We start from the raw sequence: 14,554 nt of genomic DNA, 5'->3' as shown, positions 1-14,554 counted from the left end.
TCCTTCGTCGCGGCTCCGCGCTACTCGACCAGCGGAACCCTCCGCTGGTCGAGTAGTCAGGACGAGCTTGCGACGTCCTGACGTATCGAGACCACCCCGCAACGGCCCAGCGCGAACCAACCCCCAGCGACAGCCCAGAGTGGTCTCGATACGTCTCCGCCAGCTCCTCCGTCGCAGCGTCGACTACTCGACCAGCGAAACCTCCCGCTGGTCGAGTAGCGGCACGCGCGACGAAGGAGCGCCGTGCCGCGTATCGAGACCACCCGGCAACGGATCAGCGCGAACCAACCCCCAGCGACCGCGCGGAGTGGTCTCGATACGTCTCCGCCAGCTCCTCCGTCGCAGCGTCGACTACTCGACCACCGATACCTCCCGCTGGTCGAGTAGCGGCACGCGCGACGAAGGAGCGTCGTGCCGCGTATCGAGACCTTCCGCTGGTCGAGTAGCAGGGACGAGCTTGCGAAGTCCTTGCGTATCGAGACCACCCCGCAACGGCCCAGCGCGGACCAACCCCCAGCGACCGCGTGGAGTGGTCTCGATACGTCTCCGCCAGCTCCTCCGTCGCAGCGTCGACTACTCGACCAGCGAAACCTCCCGCTGGTCGAGTAGCGGCACGCGCGACGAAGGAGCGTCGTGCCGCGTATCGAGACCTTCCGCTGGTCGAGTAGTCAGGACGAGCTTGCGAAGTCCTGACGCATCGAGACCCCCCGGCAACGGCCCGGCGCGGGCCGGGTGTCAGCCGACGTCGACCTGGTCGGCGTCGAGGCGGTCGAGGAGGTTGCGACCGAAGCCGCGGCCGATGCTGGCGAGCACGCCGTCCATGGCGGCCTTCACGGCGGGCTTGGCGAGCCTGCTGAGGGGAAGGTCGACGCGGACGGTGATCTCGATGTCGAGCCGCGTGCCCTGCTCGTGCGGGCTGAGGCCGTAGGAACCCTCGACGGCGGCCCGTTCCTTGGTGCCGTCGGGCGGGTCGTGCGTGAACGTGATGCAGCTCGGCTCGTCGGTCTCGATCAGCACGGTGAAGGCCGGCGCGAGGCTGATGCCGAGACCAGGGATCTCCTCCATGATCCAGCGCCAGTGGTCGCCGTCGACCTCGATGCGGCGCACGAGCGGGGTGAGCCGGGCGACCTCGGCAGGGTCGTTGAGGACGTCCCACACCTGTTGCTGCTCGGCCGTCACCACTGCCTCGGACGTGCGGGTGGCGGTGAACCAGGTCATGTCCCGATCCTGCCCGCAGATCGGTCGTGGCGCGCGTTGGTGGGAGGATGCCGCCGTGGACCGTGTGCCCGTCGACCGTCGCCAGCTCGCCGCGCTGATGGCTTTGACGTTCTCGACGGGCGTGGTCGACGCGGTCTCCTACCTCGGGCTCGACCGCGTGTTCACGGGCAACATGACGGGCAACGTCGTCCTGCTGGGCCTGGCGCTCACCGGTGCGGCCGGCCTGTCGGTGGTGGGGGCGTCGGCGGCGCTCGTCGGCTTCCTCGCCGGCACGACGCTGGGAGGCCGGGTCGTGCGAGGCTCGACGCCCGGGTGGAACGGGCGCGTCACCGGTCTGCTGGCGGTGGTCGCCCTCGTCCTGGGGGTGCTCGGCGTGCTGCTGCTCGTCGTCGAGCCGGTCGGCCGGGCTTCGCTGACGACGACCACGACGACGCTCGGCGTCGCGATGGGTCTGCAGGCGGCCGCGGCGCGGCACGTGGCAGTGCCGGACGTGTCCACCGTCGCGGTCACGAACACGCTGATCGGCCTGGGCTCGGACTTCGCCCTCGGCACGGGACGGTCTCAGCGCCGGGCGCTGCAGGCGACGGTCGTCGCCCTGATCGTGCTCGGTGCGGTAGTCGGCGCGCTGCTGCTGCGCTGGCACCTGGTGGCGGGGCTGGGTCTTGCGACGCTGGTCGTGGCGTCGGCGGCCGTGCTGGGTCGGCCCGACCGATCCGCTCGGTAGCGTGGGGCCCATGCGTGTCCTCGTCACCGGCGGCGCCGGCTACATCGGCTCCCACACCGTCCTCACCCTCCTCGAGCAGGGCCACGACGTCGAGGTGGTCGACAACCTCGTCAACGGCAAGGCCGAGGCGGTGCGCCGGGTGGGTGAGCTGGCCGGCCGCGACGTGCCCCTGCACGAGGTCGACCTCACCGACGCCGACGCGACCGACGCGGTGCTGGCGCGCGGGTTCGACGCGGTCATCCACTTCGCGGCGCTGAAGGCGGTCGGCGAGAGCACCCAGAAGCCGCTCGAGTACTACGCGAACAACATGGGCTCGACGTTCACGCTCATGGACGCGATGCGCCGCCACGACTGCCGCACGATCGTGTTCTCCTCCTCCGCCACGGTCTACGGCGCGAAGGCGCCCGTGCCGTACGTCGAGGACTACGAGCCGCTCGACTCCTCGAGCACCTACGGGCAGACGAAGGTCATGACGGAGCGCATCCTCACCGACGTCGCCGCGGCGGACCCGGCGTGGCGGGTGGCGCTGCTGCGCTACTTCAACCCGGTCGGCGCGCACCCGTCGGGCCGGATCGGCGAGGACCCGCAGGGCATCCCGAACAACCTCGTGCCGTTCATCGCGCAGGTCGCGGTGGGCCGTCGCGACCGGCTGTCGGTCTTCGGCGGCGACTACCCGACGGCCGACGGCACCGCGGAGCGCGACTACATCCACGTGCAGGACGTCGCGGAGGGTCACGTGGTCGCGCTCGACGCGATCGTCGGCGGCGACGCCGGCGTGCACGTGTGGAACCTCGGCAGCGGTCAGGGCACGTCGGTGCTGGAGATGATCCACGCGTTCGAGCGCGCCAGCGGTCGCGAGATCCCGTACGAGGTCGTCGACCGTCGCCCGGGCGACCTCCCGGCGTTCTGGGCCGACCCTACGAAGGCTGAGCAGGAGCTCGGCTGGCGCACCTCGCGCACCGTCGACGACATGTGCCGCGACACGTGGACCTGGCAGTCGCAGAACCCGCAGGGATACGACGCCTGAACCTGACCGAGCGCAGCTGGGGGCACCTCCCGCTCGCGGGGGCGGGAACGGTTCAGGCGGGTCGAGTGGTGCACGCCGCAGGCGTCCCGCTGTATCGAGACCCAGCAAGCGTCCAGGCCCAGCCGCAACAGCACCAGCGCCCCACCCGAGCCCCCCCGGACCGCATCCGCAGTTTCGGTCACTTCCGGGTGACTCAGCCGCACAAATCGCCCCGGAACCGTCCAAATCCTTCAGCACCGACGATGCGGAGGCCGGGGTGCTCGGGCGAGGTCCGCGACCCTGCCCGTCGAGGCCTCTCGGAGGCCGCCCCCACGAGAGGCCGCGGCAGCGCAGCCGCAGGCCCACGAGGGCCGCAGCCGCGTACGACTCAGACCCGACGCTGCGCGATCTGGTACAGCGCGATGCCCGCGGCGACGCCGGCGTTGAGCGACTCGAGGCTGGAGGCCATGGGGATGGAGACGATCTGGTCGCAGGTCTCGCCGACGAGGCGGGAGATGCCCTTGCCCTCGCTGCCGATGACGACGACGAGCGGTCCGTCGGCGAGGTCGAGGTCGGGCAGGGCGACGTCGCCGTCGGCGGCCAGGCCGACGACCATGAGGCCCGCCTCCTGGTACGCCTTCAGCTGACGGGTCAGGTTCGTGGTCCGCGCGACCGGCACCCGCGCGGCGGCACCCGCCGACGTCTTCCAGGCCGACGCGGTCATCTGCGCCGACCGACGCTCGGGGATCACCACGCCGTGCGCGCCGAAGCCCGACGCCGAGCGCACGACCGCACCGAGGTTCCGCGGGTCGGTCACGCCGTCGAGCATGACGACGAGCGGCGGCACACCCTCCTCCTCGGCCCGCGCGAGCAGGTCGTCGGGGTGGGCGTAGTCGTAGGCGTCGAGCTTGGCTGCGACACCCTGGTGCACGGCGCCGCCGGTGAGCTTGTCCATCTCGACCCGCCCGATCTCGAGCAGCGACACGTGCTGCTCCGCGGAGAGCCGGAAGATCTCACGGATGCGCTCGTCGCGCTCCGCGCCCTCAGCGATGTACAGGCCGGCGACGGGCACGTTCGCGCGCAGCAGCTCGACGACGCTGTTGCGTCCGGCCACCCACTCGGGTCCGCCGTCGCCGCCCTTGCGCTTCGGCCGCGCGGCCTCGCGCTTGTCGGCGGCGCGCGCCATCTTGTACGCCTTGTGGTTGGGGCGCTCTTCCGCGCGGGGCGTCGGGCCCTTGCCCTCGAGCCCCTTGCGGCGACGTCCGCCGGACCCGGCCGTGGGGTTGCCCTTGCCGGTCTTCTTGATCGCGCCGCGGCGCTGGCTGTTGCCGGCCATGTCAGGTTCCCTTCACGGACCAGCGCGGACCTTGCGCCGTGTCCTCGATGTCGATGCCGGCCGCGGCCAGCTGGTCGCGGACGCGGTCCGCGGTGGCGAAGTCCTTTGCGGCGCGCGCCTCCTGGCGCTGCGCGAGCAGTGCCTCCACGAGCGGCGCGAGCGCCTCGTCGGCGGCCGACGTCGACGTCGCCGCCCAGTGGTCGGAGAGCGGGTCGAGCCCGAGCACGTCGAGCTGTGCGCGGACGGTGGCCAGCACCTCGCGCAGCTCCGCCGAGTCGCCCGAGGCGAGCAGCGTGTTGCCGCGCGTCACGTCGCCCTGCAGCACCGCGACCGCCGCCGGGACGCCGAGGTCGTCGTCCATCGCCGCCGCGAAGGCGTCGCCCACGTCGCCCGGCGCGACGTCACCGCCCGCCGCTCGCACCGTCTCGTCGGCGCGCCGCACGAAGCCCTCGATGCGCTCGAACGCGACCGCGGCCTCCTGCAGCGACTCCTCCGTGAACTCGATGATCGAGCGGTAGTGCGCGGCCACGAGGTAGTACCGCAGCGCGATGGCCGGCACCCGCTTGACGACCTCGCTGACCATCAGCGTGTTGCCGACGCTCTTCGACATCTTCGCGCCGCTCAGGTTGAGCATCGCGTTGTGCATCCAGAGCCGCGCGAACGGCTGGCCGGCAGCGCGCGACTGGGCGATCTCGTTCTCGTGGTGCGGGAAGCGCAGGTCGAGGCCGCCACCGTGGATGTCGAACTCGGTGCCGAGGTACTTCGCGGCCATCGCCGAGCACTCGAGGTGCCACCCGGGGCGACCCCGGCCCCACGGCGTCGGCCACGACGCCGACTCCGGGTCGCCTTCCTTGTGGCCCTTCCACAGGGCGAAGTCGCGCGGGTCGCGCTTGCCGTCGGCCGGCGCGTCGGGCGCGGCCTGCATGTCGTCGACGTGCTGGTTGCTGAGCTCGCCGTACGCGGGCCAGGACCGGACGTCGAAGTAGACGTCGCCCGAGCCGTTCTCCGCCGGGTAGGCGTGACCATGCTCGATGAGCGTCTCCATGAGCTCGATCATCTCGGGCACGACGCCCGTCGCACGCGGCTCGTACGTGGGCGGCCGGCAGCCGAGCACCTCGTACGCGGCATGCAGGGCGCGCTCGTTCTCGTAGGCCACCGCGAACCAGGGCCGACCCTGCTCGCGACCCTTGGCGAGGATCTTGTCGTCGATGTCGGTGACGTTCGCGACGATGGTGACCTCGTAGCCGGCGCGCTCGAGCCAGCGTCGCAGGACGTCGAAGACGACCTCCTTGCGGATGTGCCCGACGTGCGGCGGTCCCTGCACGGTGAGCCCGCAGTGGTAGATGCCGACCTTGCCGGGCACGACCGGGTCGAGGTCGCGCTGCTGCCGGGTGGCGGTGTCGTACAGGCGCAGGCTCACCCCGGAATCCTAACGGTCCGCGACCCCGGCCCCGACCAGACCGATTCGTCCCAACCGCCCCACGAGCCCCTGACGTCACCTACCCTCGAAGAATGCCTCTTCCCCGTCGGCATGCACCGCGCCGCACCGTTCCCGCCGTCGCCGCCGTCCTGCTCGCGTCGCTGCTCGTCCCGACCGCGCCCGCGCAGGCCGCGTCGCAGTCGGCGAGCACCGTCCGCTGGGTCAGCGCGGCCCAGCTCCAGAAGGGCTCGTTCGACGGCGTCCGGGTCTCCGGCTCCGCGCTCGTGCTCGACTCGCCGAAGCGCCGCCAGACCTACCGCGACCCGTACAAGGGCCGCACCGCCACATGGGCGTACGGCACCTGGACGTCGCCGTGGTCGTCGACGGGCTACTCCGCGCGCGCCCTGGTGCCGTCGTGGAGCGCTCGCACGCCCGACGACACGTGGCTGCGGGTCAAGGCCCGCGTGCGCCAGGGGTCGAAGGTCGGCAGCTGGGACACCGTCGCCATCTGGGCCAAGGGCGAGAGCGGCGTCTACCGCACGTCGGGCCCGTCGCAGACCGACGACCTCGCCCGGCTCGACACCGACACGGTGCGCGCCAACGGCTCGAGCACGTTCAGCCAGTGGCAGGTGCAGGTCGAGCTGCTGCGCCGCCCGACGTCGCGTGCGACGCCCCGCGTGGAGTCCGTCGGCGGCGCCGCGTCGTCGTACACGACCCGACGCATCGCCACGAGCCGCACGACGATGACGCGCACGACCACGTTGTCGGTGCCGACCTACTCGCAGATGACGCACCGCGGGCACCACCCCGAGTGGGGAGGCGGGGGCGAGGCCTGGTGCTCGCCGACGTCGGTGTCGATGATCCTGCGCTACTTCGGCTCCGGGCCGACGTCGCGCGAGCTGAGCTGGGCGAGGGGCGCCGACCGCCAGGTCGACCACGCCGCGCGCTACTCCTACGACTACCGCTACCAGGGCACCGGCAACTGGCCCATGAGCGCCGCGTACGCGAGCACCTACGGGCTCGACACGTTCGTGACGCGCCTGTACGACCTGCGCGAGGCCGAGCAGTTCATCAAGGCGGGCATCCCGCTCGTCGCCTCGGTCGCCTTCGGCCGCGGAGAGCTGAGCGGCGCCCCGATCTCCTCGACGCCGGGACACCTGATGGTCATCAGCGGCTTCACGCGCGACGGTCGCGTCATCGCCAACGACCCTGCCGGCGCCACGAACGCCGCCGTGCGTCGTACCTACGACCGCGCGCAGTTCGAGCGCGCGTGGCTCGGCGGCAGCGGCGGCATCGTCTACGTCATCCGGCCGGGCAGCAAGGCCCTGCCGAAGGACAGCCCGCGCTGGTAGTCGGGCAGGATGCAGCCATGACCTGGCCCGACCTGCGCACCGGCATCGGCACCGACGTCCACCGCCTCGTGCGCGGACGGCCGATGTGGCTCGCCGGTCTGGAGTGGCCGGGCGAGGACGCGGGCCTGGAGGGTCACTCCGACGGCGACGCCGCGTGCCACGCGATGGTCGACGCTCTGCTCTCCGCAGCCGGCCTCGGCGACATCGGGTCACGCTTCGGCACCGCCGACCCGCGACTCGCCGGCGCCTCCGGCACGACGTTCCTGACCGAGACGGTGCGCCTGCTCGACGAGGCGGGCTTCGGCGTGCTCAACGTGGCGGTGCAGGTGATCGGCAACGCGCCACGCCTCGGCCCCCGTCGCGACGAGGCACAGGAGCTGCTGACGTCCGTCGTCGGCGCCCCCGTGAGCATCTCCGCGACGACCACGGACGGTCTCGGCCTGACCGGCCGCGGCGAGGGCGTGGCGGCGGTGGCCACCGCGCTCGTCGCACGACGCTGACCTGCTGTCCCGCCAGACGGGCCCCGGGAACGACAGGCCCCCAGGAACGACGAGGGCCCCCGCCCGGAGGGGGCGGGGGCCGTCGGACCGGCTCGGGTCAGGAGGCGAGGACCTCGTCGAGCCGCAGCTCGGCCTTGTCCTCGTTGGTCTTCTCCGCGAGGGCGAGCTCGGAGACCAGGATCTGGCGCGCCTTGGCCAGCATCCGCTTCTCGCCGGCGGACAGGCCACGCTCGTGGTCGCGGCGCCAGAGGTCGCGCACGACCTCGGCCACCTTGAGCACGTCACCGGAGTGCAGCTTCTCGAGGTTCGCCTTGTAGCGACGCGACCAGTTGGTCGGCTCCTCGACGTGCTCGGCGCGCAGGACGCTGAACACACGCTCGAGGCCGTCGGCGTCGACGACGTCACGGACGCCGACCAGGTCGACGTTGCAGGCGGGCACACGGACGACCAGGTCGTTCTGGGCGACGATGCGCAGGACCAGGTAGTCGCGCTCTTCCCCCTTGATCGTCCGCTTCTCGATGTCTTCGATGACTGCGGCCCCGTGGTTCGGGTACACAACCGTCTCGCCGACAGTGAAAGTCATAAACGCGGCACCTTTCGTAGGTGACCAGTTTAACACGCGCCACGGACGGCCTTTTCAGCCGTTCCTCGGGGTCGGACGGTAGGTTCCGCCCCTGCCCAGGGGCCCGGCCCGCACCCCGCCGCCGCGACGCCCTCCGATATGCTCCGCACGACGACCCTCCTCGACGTAGAAGCAGGTGCCCGGTGTCCACCGTTCGCACGCGCCGTCTCACGGCCGCCACCCTGATGCTCACCGCCGCCCTCGGGCTCACCGCCTGCGGCACCGGTGGAAGCACCCAGACGAACCAGCAGTACCAGCCCGGCATCGGCGCGAACGTGCGCACGGGCGACGTGCGCCTGTACAACGCGCTCCTGGTGGCCAACACCGACGACACCTACGCGCTGTCCGTCGGTCTGCTGAACACCACCGACGAGGAGCAGACGCTCGAGTCGGTCACCGTCCGCCCACTGGAGGGCTCCGGCTCGGTCACGGCCGAGCCGGCCCTGCCCGTCGAGCTGCAGCCCCGCCAGCTGTACACGCTGGGTCGCCAGGGCGAGGTTGCCGACATCGACGGCTCGTCGGTCGAGCTGGGCCGCTACGCCCGCCTCACGCTCACCTTCTCCGGTGGCGACGAGGTCGAGATCGAGGCGCCGATCGTCGCCCGCACGTCGACCTACTCCGACGTCGCCGAGAAGCCGGTGAGCCCGGAGTCGTCGGCCACCCCGACGCCGAGCGCGAGCCCCAGCCCCACCGCCGGCAGCTGACCCCCGGCGGACCTGGCGGCGACGTCGCCAGGTCCGACACGGACGCACGAAGGGCCGTCCCGATCCTCACGGATCGTGGACGGCCCTTCGTCGTGCGACGAGGCGTGGCTCAGGCGCCGGGAGCGATCTCGCCGGTCACCAGGTAGACGACGCGACGCGCCATGGAGACCGCGTGGTCGCCGATGCGCTCGTAGTAGCGACCGAGGAGCGCCAGGTCGATCGCCGGCTCGATGCCGTGCTCCCAGGTGCCGCCGAGCAGCGCGCGGAAGAGGTCCTTGCGCAGCCGGTCCATCTCGTCGTCGGTGTCCTCGAGGCGGCTGGCCGCGTCGACGTCGCGGTTGGCGACGATCCGCGACGCCGCGTGGATCATCTGGTCGGCGACGGACGCCATGGCCATGATCGTCGGCTGGATGGAGACCGGGACGGCGACGTCGGGCATGCGCAGCCGGGCGACCTTGGCCACGTGCACGGAGAGGTCGCCCATGCGCTGCAGGTCGGTGAGCATGCGCAGCGTCGCGACCAGCTGGCGCAGGTCGGTGGCGACCGGCTGCTGGGTGGCGAGCAGCAGCAGGGCGCGCTCCTCGATCTCCTCCGTCGTCTCGTCGATCTGCTTGTCGCCGTCGATCACCTGCTCGGCGAGCGGGGCGTCGGCGTTGAGGAGGGCGGCGGTGGAGGCAGCGACGGCCTTGCGGACGGTCCCGGTCAGCTGGACCAGGTCGTCGACGATGGTGTCGAGCTGCTCGTAGTACGCATCACGCATGCCCCAGACCCTAGAAGAAACCGGTGAACGATGAGCGACCCCCGGTGAACGAACCGTGAACAGCCGCGGAAAGCCGCACGTCAGAGGCGGTTCGCGCTCGGACCTGGGTGAACGGTGGGCCTAGCATCGCGGTGTGGACATCGACGCGGCCTACCTGATCGCCGGCGCCGTCGGCGCGGCCGTCGGCGCCACGGTGACGTTCGTCTGGCTGTTCAGTGAACGGCGCCAGAACGCGGTGCCCGAGGAGCCCGCGCCGCTCGTGCCGCCCGGTGCTCAGGCGGTGCTCTCGGTGCTGTCGTCGACCACCGTCCTGCTCGACTCCTCCGACACCGTCCTCGAGGCCTCGGCCCAGGCGGTGGCCCTCGGGATCGTGCGCGACCGCCGGATCGAGCCCGACGAGATCCGCGCGATGGTGCAGCAGGTGCGTCGCGACGGCCAGGTGCGCGAGTCGAACCTGACGCTGCAGCGCCGCCGCGGCCTCCCGGCACACGTGTCGGTGCGCGTCGCCCCGCTGACGTCGCGCCTGGTGATCGTGCTGGCCCTCGACCGGACCGACCAGCAGCGCGTCGAGAACATCCGCCGCGACTTCGTCGCCAACGTCAGCCACGAGCTGAAGACGCCGGTGGGCGCCCTGAACCTGCTCGCGGAGGCCGTCGCCGAGGCGAAGGACGACCCCGAGTCGGTCGTGCGGTTCGCCTCGCGCATGCAGACCGAGAGCGAGCGCCTCACCCGGCTTGTGCAGCAGATCATCGACCTGTCCCGGCTGCAGAACGACGTGGCCAGCGACGACGCCACGACGGTCAAGGTCGACGAGCTCGTCGCTGAGGCCTGCGAGCACTCGGCCACGGAGTCCGAGCGCAAGCGCATCGAGATCTCGCGCACGGTCGAGCCCGACCTGCTCGTGCACGGCGACCGCGCCCAGCTGCACGCGGCCGTGAGCAACCTGGTCGAGAACGCCGTGACGTACAGCCCGGAGGGCTCGCGCGTCGTCGTCACGGCCGCGCTCGCCGGCGACGACGTGCGCATCAGCGTGGCCGACAACGGCATCGGCATCGCCGGCCCCGAGCTCGAGCGGATCTTCGAGCGCTTCTACCGGGTCGACCCCGCCCGCGCCCGCGCCACGGGCGGCACGGGGCTCGGCCTGTCCATCGTCAAGCACGTGGCCGCCAGCAACGGCGGCACCGTCGACGTGTGGAGCGAGCCCGGCGCTGGCTCCACCTTCACGCTGGTGCTCCCCCGCTTCCAGCACGACCTCGATGAGGAGATCCTGTGACACGAGTGTTGGTCGTCGAGGACGAGACCAGCTACAGCGAGGCGCTGTCGTACGTCCTGCGCAAGGAGGGCTTCGACGTCGCGATCGCCGAGACCGGGCCCGACGCCTTGACCGAGTTCGAGCGCGGCGGCGCCGACATCGTGCTGCTCGACCTCATGCTGCCCGGGCTGCCGGGGACCGAGGTGTGCCGTCAGCTGCGCCAGACGTCGAGCGTGCCGATCATCATGGTCAGCGCGAAGGACACCGAGGTCGACAAGGTGGTGGGCCTCGAGCTCGGCGCCGACGACTACGTGACGAAGCCGTACTCGCCGCGCGAGCTGGTGGCCCGCATCCGTGCGGTGCTGCGCCGCGGCGCGGTCGAGGAGGTCGACGAGGACGGCGTCCTCGAGGCCGGCCGCGTGCGCATGGACGTCGAGCGCCACCTGGTGTCGGTCGACGGCGACACGGTCAAGCTGCCGCTGAAGGAGTTCGAGCTGCTCGAGTTCTTCCTGCGCAACCCGGGCCGGGTGCTGACCCGCGGCCAGCTCATCGACCGCGTGTGGGGCGCCGACTACGTGGGCGACACGAAGACGCTCGACGTCCACGTGAAGCGGCTGCGCGCGAAGATCGAGCCCGACCCCGGCAACCCGATCACCCTCACGACCGTGCGCGGGCTGGGGTACAAGCTCGACGCCTGAGGCCGTCCGTCCGTCCGGCGGCCGCTAACCTGCCCGTATGTCCGAGACGCGGGACCAGGCCCGGCTGTTCCGACGGGCGATGCGGACGGGGCAGGCGCCGGCCGGGCTCGACCGTCAGCGCTGGCTGCCCGTGGTGCGGCGACGCGCCACGCTGCTGCGGGCGGGGCGGCCTTTCGTCGTCGGCGCCTGGGTGACGATCGGGGTGCTGCTGCTCGCCGTGGCCGCGGTCGGGGTCGTGACGACTCCGTTCCTCGTGTGGTTCGCCGTCCTGCTGGCCCTCGTCACCGCGCCCGTCGCCTACCTCACCGACCGACTCTGGGTGCGCGCCCGAGGCTCGATCGGCGCGCTGCTCGCCGACCTGGAGGGAGCGGACCAGCGCTGAGCTGCGTCTGCACTCCCCCGCGTCGTGACGACGTCGGGTCGATCTGTCGCCGACAGACCGACCCGAAGTCCTCACAACGCGGGAGGGGGCGTCAGCGACCCTGGTTCGCGACCGCGGCGATGGCGTCGGCGGCGGCGTCGGGGTCCAGGTACTGGCCGCCCTTCGTGACGGGCTTGAGGTCGGCGTCGAGCTCGTAGACGAGCGGGATGCCGGTGGGGATGTTGAGGCCGACGACCTCGTCCTCACCGAGGCCGTCGAGGTGCTTGACGAGCGCGCGCAGGGAGTTGCCGTGGGCGGTCACCAGGACCGTGCGGCCGTCGAGCAGGTCGGGGACGATGCTGTCGTACCAGTAGGGCAGCATCCGGTCGAGCACGTCGGCCAGGCACTCGGTGCGCGGCAGCAGCTCGTCGGGTAGCGACGCGTAGCGCGGGTCGCCGGCCTGCGAGAACTCCGCGTCGTCCGCGAGGGCCGGCGGGGGCGTGCTGTAGGAGCGGCGCCAGGTCATGAACTGCTCCTCGCCGAACTCCTCCAGCGTGGCCTTCTTGTCCTTGCCCTGCAGTGCGCCGTAGTGCCGCTCGTTCAGCCGCCACGACCGCTTCACCGGGATCCAGTGCCGGTCGATGCCGTCGAGCACGATCTGCGACGTGCGGATCGCGCGGCGCAGCAGCGACGTGTGCGACACGTCGGGCGCGATCCCAGCCTCGGCGAGCAGCCTGGCCCCGCGACCCGCCTCCTCGACGCCCTGCTCGTTGAGGTCGACGTCGACCCAGCCGGTGAACAGGTTCTTCGCGTTCCACTCGCTGTGGCCGTGACGCAGGAGGACGAGCGTGTAGGTCATGCCGCCAGCCTAGTGGTCGCTCAGGCCGCGCCCGCCGCCACGCCCACGGTTTACCACGGTCCCGTGGTAAAGATCGTCCTCCCGCGGCAAGCTTCCCTCGGGCGGACGAGGTTTACCACGGGACCGTGGTAAACCGTCAGGACGGCGAGTCGGAGCGCCACTCCTGGTGGATCTGGTGCAGCGCCTGGACGTAGTCGTCCTGCGACTGCGGGCCGGCGAGGGTCCAGCGGTGCTCGACCACGACGTAGGGGAGCTGGGTGATCCCCAACGACCGGGCGGTCTCGTCCTGCGTGCGCACGGCGTCGGCGTACTCCTCGCTGGCGAGCAGGGCGTCGGCCGTCTCGAGTTCGAGCCCGACGAGCGCCGCTCGGCTGGCGAGCACCAGCGGGTCGGCGACGTCGGCGCCCTCGAGGAAATGGGCCCGCCAGAGCTGGTGGATGAGCTCGCGCTGCGCGCCCGGCGCGGCCTCGTCGGCCCACGTCAGCAGGCGCCAGGCGTCGAGGCTGTTCGCCTCCACCGCCTCGACGAGGTTCAGCTCGATGCCACTGATCCGCGCGGCCGCCGTCACCTGGGCGTCGACGAGGTCGACCTTGTCCTCGCCGCCGAGCCGCTCGGCCTGCACCTCACGCAGCGGGCGCCCCGAGCTAGGTGCGTCGGGGTCGAGCAGGCGGGCACGGAACGCGACCTCGACGGGCTCGCCGACGAGGATCGTGAACATGCCGGCCGCACGCTCGAAGCGGGTCGCACCCACGTACGACCACGGATCGGTCACGTCGCAGAACACGGTCGCCTTCACCCGACCCACGCTACGGGACCGTCGCGCGGCCGCTCGCCGCCGCCGCAGGCCGGGACGCCGACCCGCACGCCATCCGCATGCTGGGACCGGCTCCACGAGCATCGCCGCTCCCCTACGGTCACACCTCGTGATCCGTCCCCCCGCCCCGTCGCGCTGGCTCCCGCCCGTCGTGACGCTCGTCGTGGTGCTGGCGGCCTGGAGCGCGGTGTCCGCGTCCGGCGTCGTCCAGCCCGCGTACCTCGCGCCCAGCCCGCTCGAGGTGTGGGACGCGTTCCTGCGCGCGAACACGAACCACGCGGTGGGCGGTGGCGTCGACCGGGTGGTGCGCGGCGAGGAGGGCTACTACCTGTGGGAGCACCTGGTGGTGAGCCTGCAGCGCATCGGCGGCGGGCTCGCGCTGGCGGTCATCGTCGCCGTGCCGCTCGGGCTCGCGATGGGCACGGTCGGCTGGTTCGAGCGCGTCGTCGGCCCCTACGTCGACTTCCTGCGCTCCCTGCCGCCGCTCGCCTACCTCGGCTTCCTCGTGGCGTGGTTCGGCATCGGCGACACGTCGAAGGTCGCGCTCCTCTTCCTGGCGGCGTTCCCGCCCATCGCGCTCGCCACCCTCAACGGGGTGCGCGGGATCCGTGAGGACCAGCTGAACGCCGTCCGCTCCCTCGGGGCGTCGCGTCGCCAGACGATCACCACGGTCGTCCTGCCCGCGACGCTGCCCGACATCCTCAGCGGCCTGCGGGTCGCCGTCGGGTTCGCGTGGACCACCGTCGTGGCCGCCGAGCTCGTCAACGGACTGCCGGGCATCGGGGGCCTGGCGTACCTGTCGGGGACGCAGAACAAGCTCGCGCTCTCGGTGGCCTGCATCATCGTCATCGGCCTGACCGCGATCGTCCTCGACCTGATCATCCGCACCCTCGAGAAGAAGCTCGTCCCCTGGCGAGGAAAGGCCTGA

General features: G+C 71.8%; 16 protein-coding genes. 9 read left to right on the top strand and 7 right to left on the bottom strand.

Going from position 1 to position 14,554, the window contains the following annotated elements:
- Positions 1-735: 735 nt before the first annotated feature.
- Positions 736-1,218 carry a CoxG family protein gene (locus Aeryth_RS01815; RefSeq protein WP_067853886.1) on the bottom strand — a complete coding sequence of 161 codons (483 nt, stop codon included), beginning with the start codon at positions 1,216-1,218 and terminating at the stop codon, positions 736-738.
- Positions 1,219-1,273: 55 nt separating this feature from the next.
- Between Aeryth_RS01815 and Aeryth_RS01810 the strand changes: the two genes are divergently transcribed.
- Both Aeryth_RS01810 and galE read left to right on the top strand, forming a co-directional pair.
- Positions 1,274-1,942 (top strand): YoaK family protein, encoded by a 669-nt coding sequence (locus Aeryth_RS01810; protein WP_236749795.1) that lies wholly within the window; start codon positions 1,274-1,276, stop codon positions 1,940-1,942.
- 10 nt (positions 1,943-1,952) lie between these two features.
- A complete protein-coding gene (gene galE / locus Aeryth_RS01805; RefSeq protein ID WP_067861187.1) occupies positions 1,953-2,969 on the top strand; it encodes a UDP-glucose 4-epimerase GalE in 1,017 nt (338 codons plus the stop codon).
- A 367-nt stretch (positions 2,970-3,336) separates the two neighbouring features.
- On the opposite strand, the gene rlmB is transcribed toward galE, so the two are convergent.
- Both rlmB and cysS read right to left on the bottom strand, forming a co-directional pair.
- Complete coding sequence (gene rlmB / locus Aeryth_RS01800) at positions 3,337-4,284, bottom strand: 23S rRNA (guanosine(2251)-2'-O)-methyltransferase RlmB (protein WP_067853883.1); 948 nt, start codon at positions 4,282-4,284, stop codon at positions 3,337-3,339.
- Position 4,285: 1 nt separating this feature from the next.
- A complete protein-coding gene (gene cysS / locus Aeryth_RS01795) occupies positions 4,286-5,704 on the bottom strand; it encodes a cysteine--tRNA ligase (RefSeq protein ID WP_067853880.1) in 1,419 nt (472 codons plus the stop codon).
- A gap of 92 nt (positions 5,705-5,796) precedes the next feature.
- On the opposite strand from cysS, the gene Aeryth_RS01790 reads away from it, so the two are divergent.
- Both Aeryth_RS01790 and ispF read left to right on the top strand, forming a co-directional pair.
- Positions 5,797-7,056, top strand: coding sequence for a C39 family peptidase (locus Aeryth_RS01790; RefSeq protein WP_067853877.1), 1,260 nt, complete (start codon positions 5,797-5,799; stop codon positions 7,054-7,056).
- Between the two features lie 17 nt (positions 7,057-7,073).
- Positions 7,074-7,556 carry a 2-C-methyl-D-erythritol 2,4-cyclodiphosphate synthase gene (ispF, locus tag Aeryth_RS01785; protein ID WP_083516179.1) on the top strand — a complete coding sequence of 161 codons (483 nt, stop codon included), beginning with the start codon at positions 7,074-7,076 and terminating at the stop codon, positions 7,554-7,556.
- Between the two features lie 97 nt (positions 7,557-7,653).
- On the opposite strand, the gene Aeryth_RS01780 is transcribed toward ispF, so the two are convergent.
- Positions 7,654-8,139 (bottom strand): CarD family transcriptional regulator, encoded by a 486-nt coding sequence (locus tag Aeryth_RS01780; RefSeq protein WP_067853874.1) that lies wholly within the window; start codon positions 8,137-8,139, stop codon positions 7,654-7,656.
- A gap of 182 nt (positions 8,140-8,321) precedes the next feature.
- Between Aeryth_RS01780 and Aeryth_RS01775 the strand changes: the two genes are divergently transcribed.
- On the top strand, positions 8,322-8,882 hold the full coding sequence (locus tag Aeryth_RS01775; protein ID WP_067853871.1) for a hypothetical protein: 561 nt from the start codon (positions 8,322-8,324) through the stop codon (positions 8,880-8,882).
- 109 nt (positions 8,883-8,991) lie between these two features.
- Here the strand turns inward: Aeryth_RS01775 and phoU are convergent, their stop codons facing one another.
- Positions 8,992-9,642: a phosphate signaling complex protein PhoU gene (gene phoU / locus Aeryth_RS01770; RefSeq protein WP_067853868.1), complete on the bottom strand. Its 651-nt coding sequence runs from the start codon at positions 9,640-9,642 to the stop codon at positions 8,992-8,994.
- 133 nt (positions 9,643-9,775) lie between these two features.
- On the opposite strand from phoU, the gene Aeryth_RS01765 reads away from it, so the two are divergent.
- From Aeryth_RS01765 to Aeryth_RS01755, 3 genes are read left to right on the top strand one after another with little or no spacing between them, the layout of a single operon-like run.
- Complete coding sequence (locus Aeryth_RS01765; RefSeq protein ID WP_067853865.1) at positions 9,776-10,915, top strand: sensor histidine kinase; 1,140 nt, start codon at positions 9,776-9,778, stop codon at positions 10,913-10,915.
- Positions 10,912-11,592: a response regulator transcription factor gene (locus tag Aeryth_RS01760; RefSeq protein WP_067853862.1), complete on the top strand. Its 681-nt coding sequence runs from the start codon at positions 10,912-10,914 to the stop codon at positions 11,590-11,592. The genes Aeryth_RS01765 and Aeryth_RS01760 overlap by 4 nt, the downstream gene beginning before the upstream one ends.
- Before the next feature lie 37 nt (positions 11,593-11,629).
- Positions 11,630-11,974, top strand: a complete 345-nt coding sequence (locus tag Aeryth_RS01755) for a hypothetical protein (protein WP_067853859.1) — start codon at positions 11,630-11,632, stop codon at positions 11,972-11,974.
- 91 nt (positions 11,975-12,065) lie between these two features.
- On the opposite strand, the gene Aeryth_RS01750 is transcribed toward Aeryth_RS01755, so the two are convergent.
- Together Aeryth_RS01750 and Aeryth_RS01745 are read right to left on the bottom strand one after the other, a co-directional pair.
- Positions 12,066-12,812, bottom strand: a complete 747-nt coding sequence (locus Aeryth_RS01750) for a phosphoglyceromutase (protein ID WP_067853856.1) — start codon at positions 12,810-12,812, stop codon at positions 12,066-12,068.
- Positions 12,813-12,948: 136 nt separating this feature from the next.
- The gene (locus tag Aeryth_RS01745; protein WP_067853853.1) at positions 12,949-13,608 is read right to left on the bottom strand and encodes a DsbA family oxidoreductase; all 660 of its coding nucleotides are present in this window, start codon (positions 13,606-13,608) and stop codon (positions 12,949-12,951) included.
- A gap of 127 nt (positions 13,609-13,735) precedes the next feature.
- On the opposite strand from Aeryth_RS01745, the gene Aeryth_RS01740 reads away from it, so the two are divergent.
- A complete protein-coding gene (locus Aeryth_RS01740; RefSeq protein WP_236749794.1) occupies positions 13,736-14,554 on the top strand; it encodes an ABC transporter permease in 819 nt (272 codons plus the stop codon).

The organism is Aeromicrobium erythreum, from assembly GCF_001509405.1.
In the GTDB taxonomy this organism is placed as follows: domain Bacteria; phylum Actinomycetota; class Actinomycetes; order Propionibacteriales; family Nocardioidaceae; genus Aeromicrobium; species Aeromicrobium erythreum.
This window is presented reverse-complemented; position numbering and strand designations above follow the sequence as displayed.

What these genes read in the sequence shown, in the direction of transcription:
- Aeryth_RS01780 (WP_067853874.1), bottom strand. Translation starts at nt 8,139, where the DNA reads ATGACTTTCACTGTCGGCGAGACGGTTGTGTACCCGAACCACGGGGCC.
- rlmB (WP_067853883.1), bottom strand. Translation starts at nt 4,284, where the DNA reads ATGGCCGGCAACAGCCAGCGCCGCGGCGCGATCAAGAAGACCGGCAAG.
- ispF (WP_083516179.1), top strand. Translation starts at nt 7,074, where the DNA reads ATGACCTGGCCCGACCTGCGCACCGGCATCGGCACCGACGTCCACCGC.
- Aeryth_RS01790 (WP_067853877.1), top strand. Translation starts at nt 5,797, where the DNA reads ATGCCTCTTCCCCGTCGGCATGCACCGCGCCGCACCGTTCCCGCCGTC.
- Aeryth_RS01750 (WP_067853856.1), bottom strand. Translation starts at nt 12,812, where the DNA reads ATGACCTACACGCTCGTCCTCCTGCGTCACGGCCACAGCGAGTGGAAC.
- phoU (WP_067853868.1), bottom strand. Translation starts at nt 9,642, where the DNA reads ATGCGTGATGCGTACTACGAGCAGCTCGACACCATCGTCGACGACCTG.
- galE (WP_067861187.1), top strand. Translation starts at nt 1,953, where the DNA reads ATGCGTGTCCTCGTCACCGGCGGCGCCGGCTACATCGGCTCCCACACC.
- Aeryth_RS01815 (WP_067853886.1), bottom strand. Translation starts at nt 1,218, where the DNA reads ATGACCTGGTTCACCGCCACCCGCACGTCCGAGGCAGTGGTGACGGCC.
- Aeryth_RS01755 (WP_067853859.1), top strand. Translation starts at nt 11,630, where the DNA reads ATGTCCGAGACGCGGGACCAGGCCCGGCTGTTCCGACGGGCGATGCGG.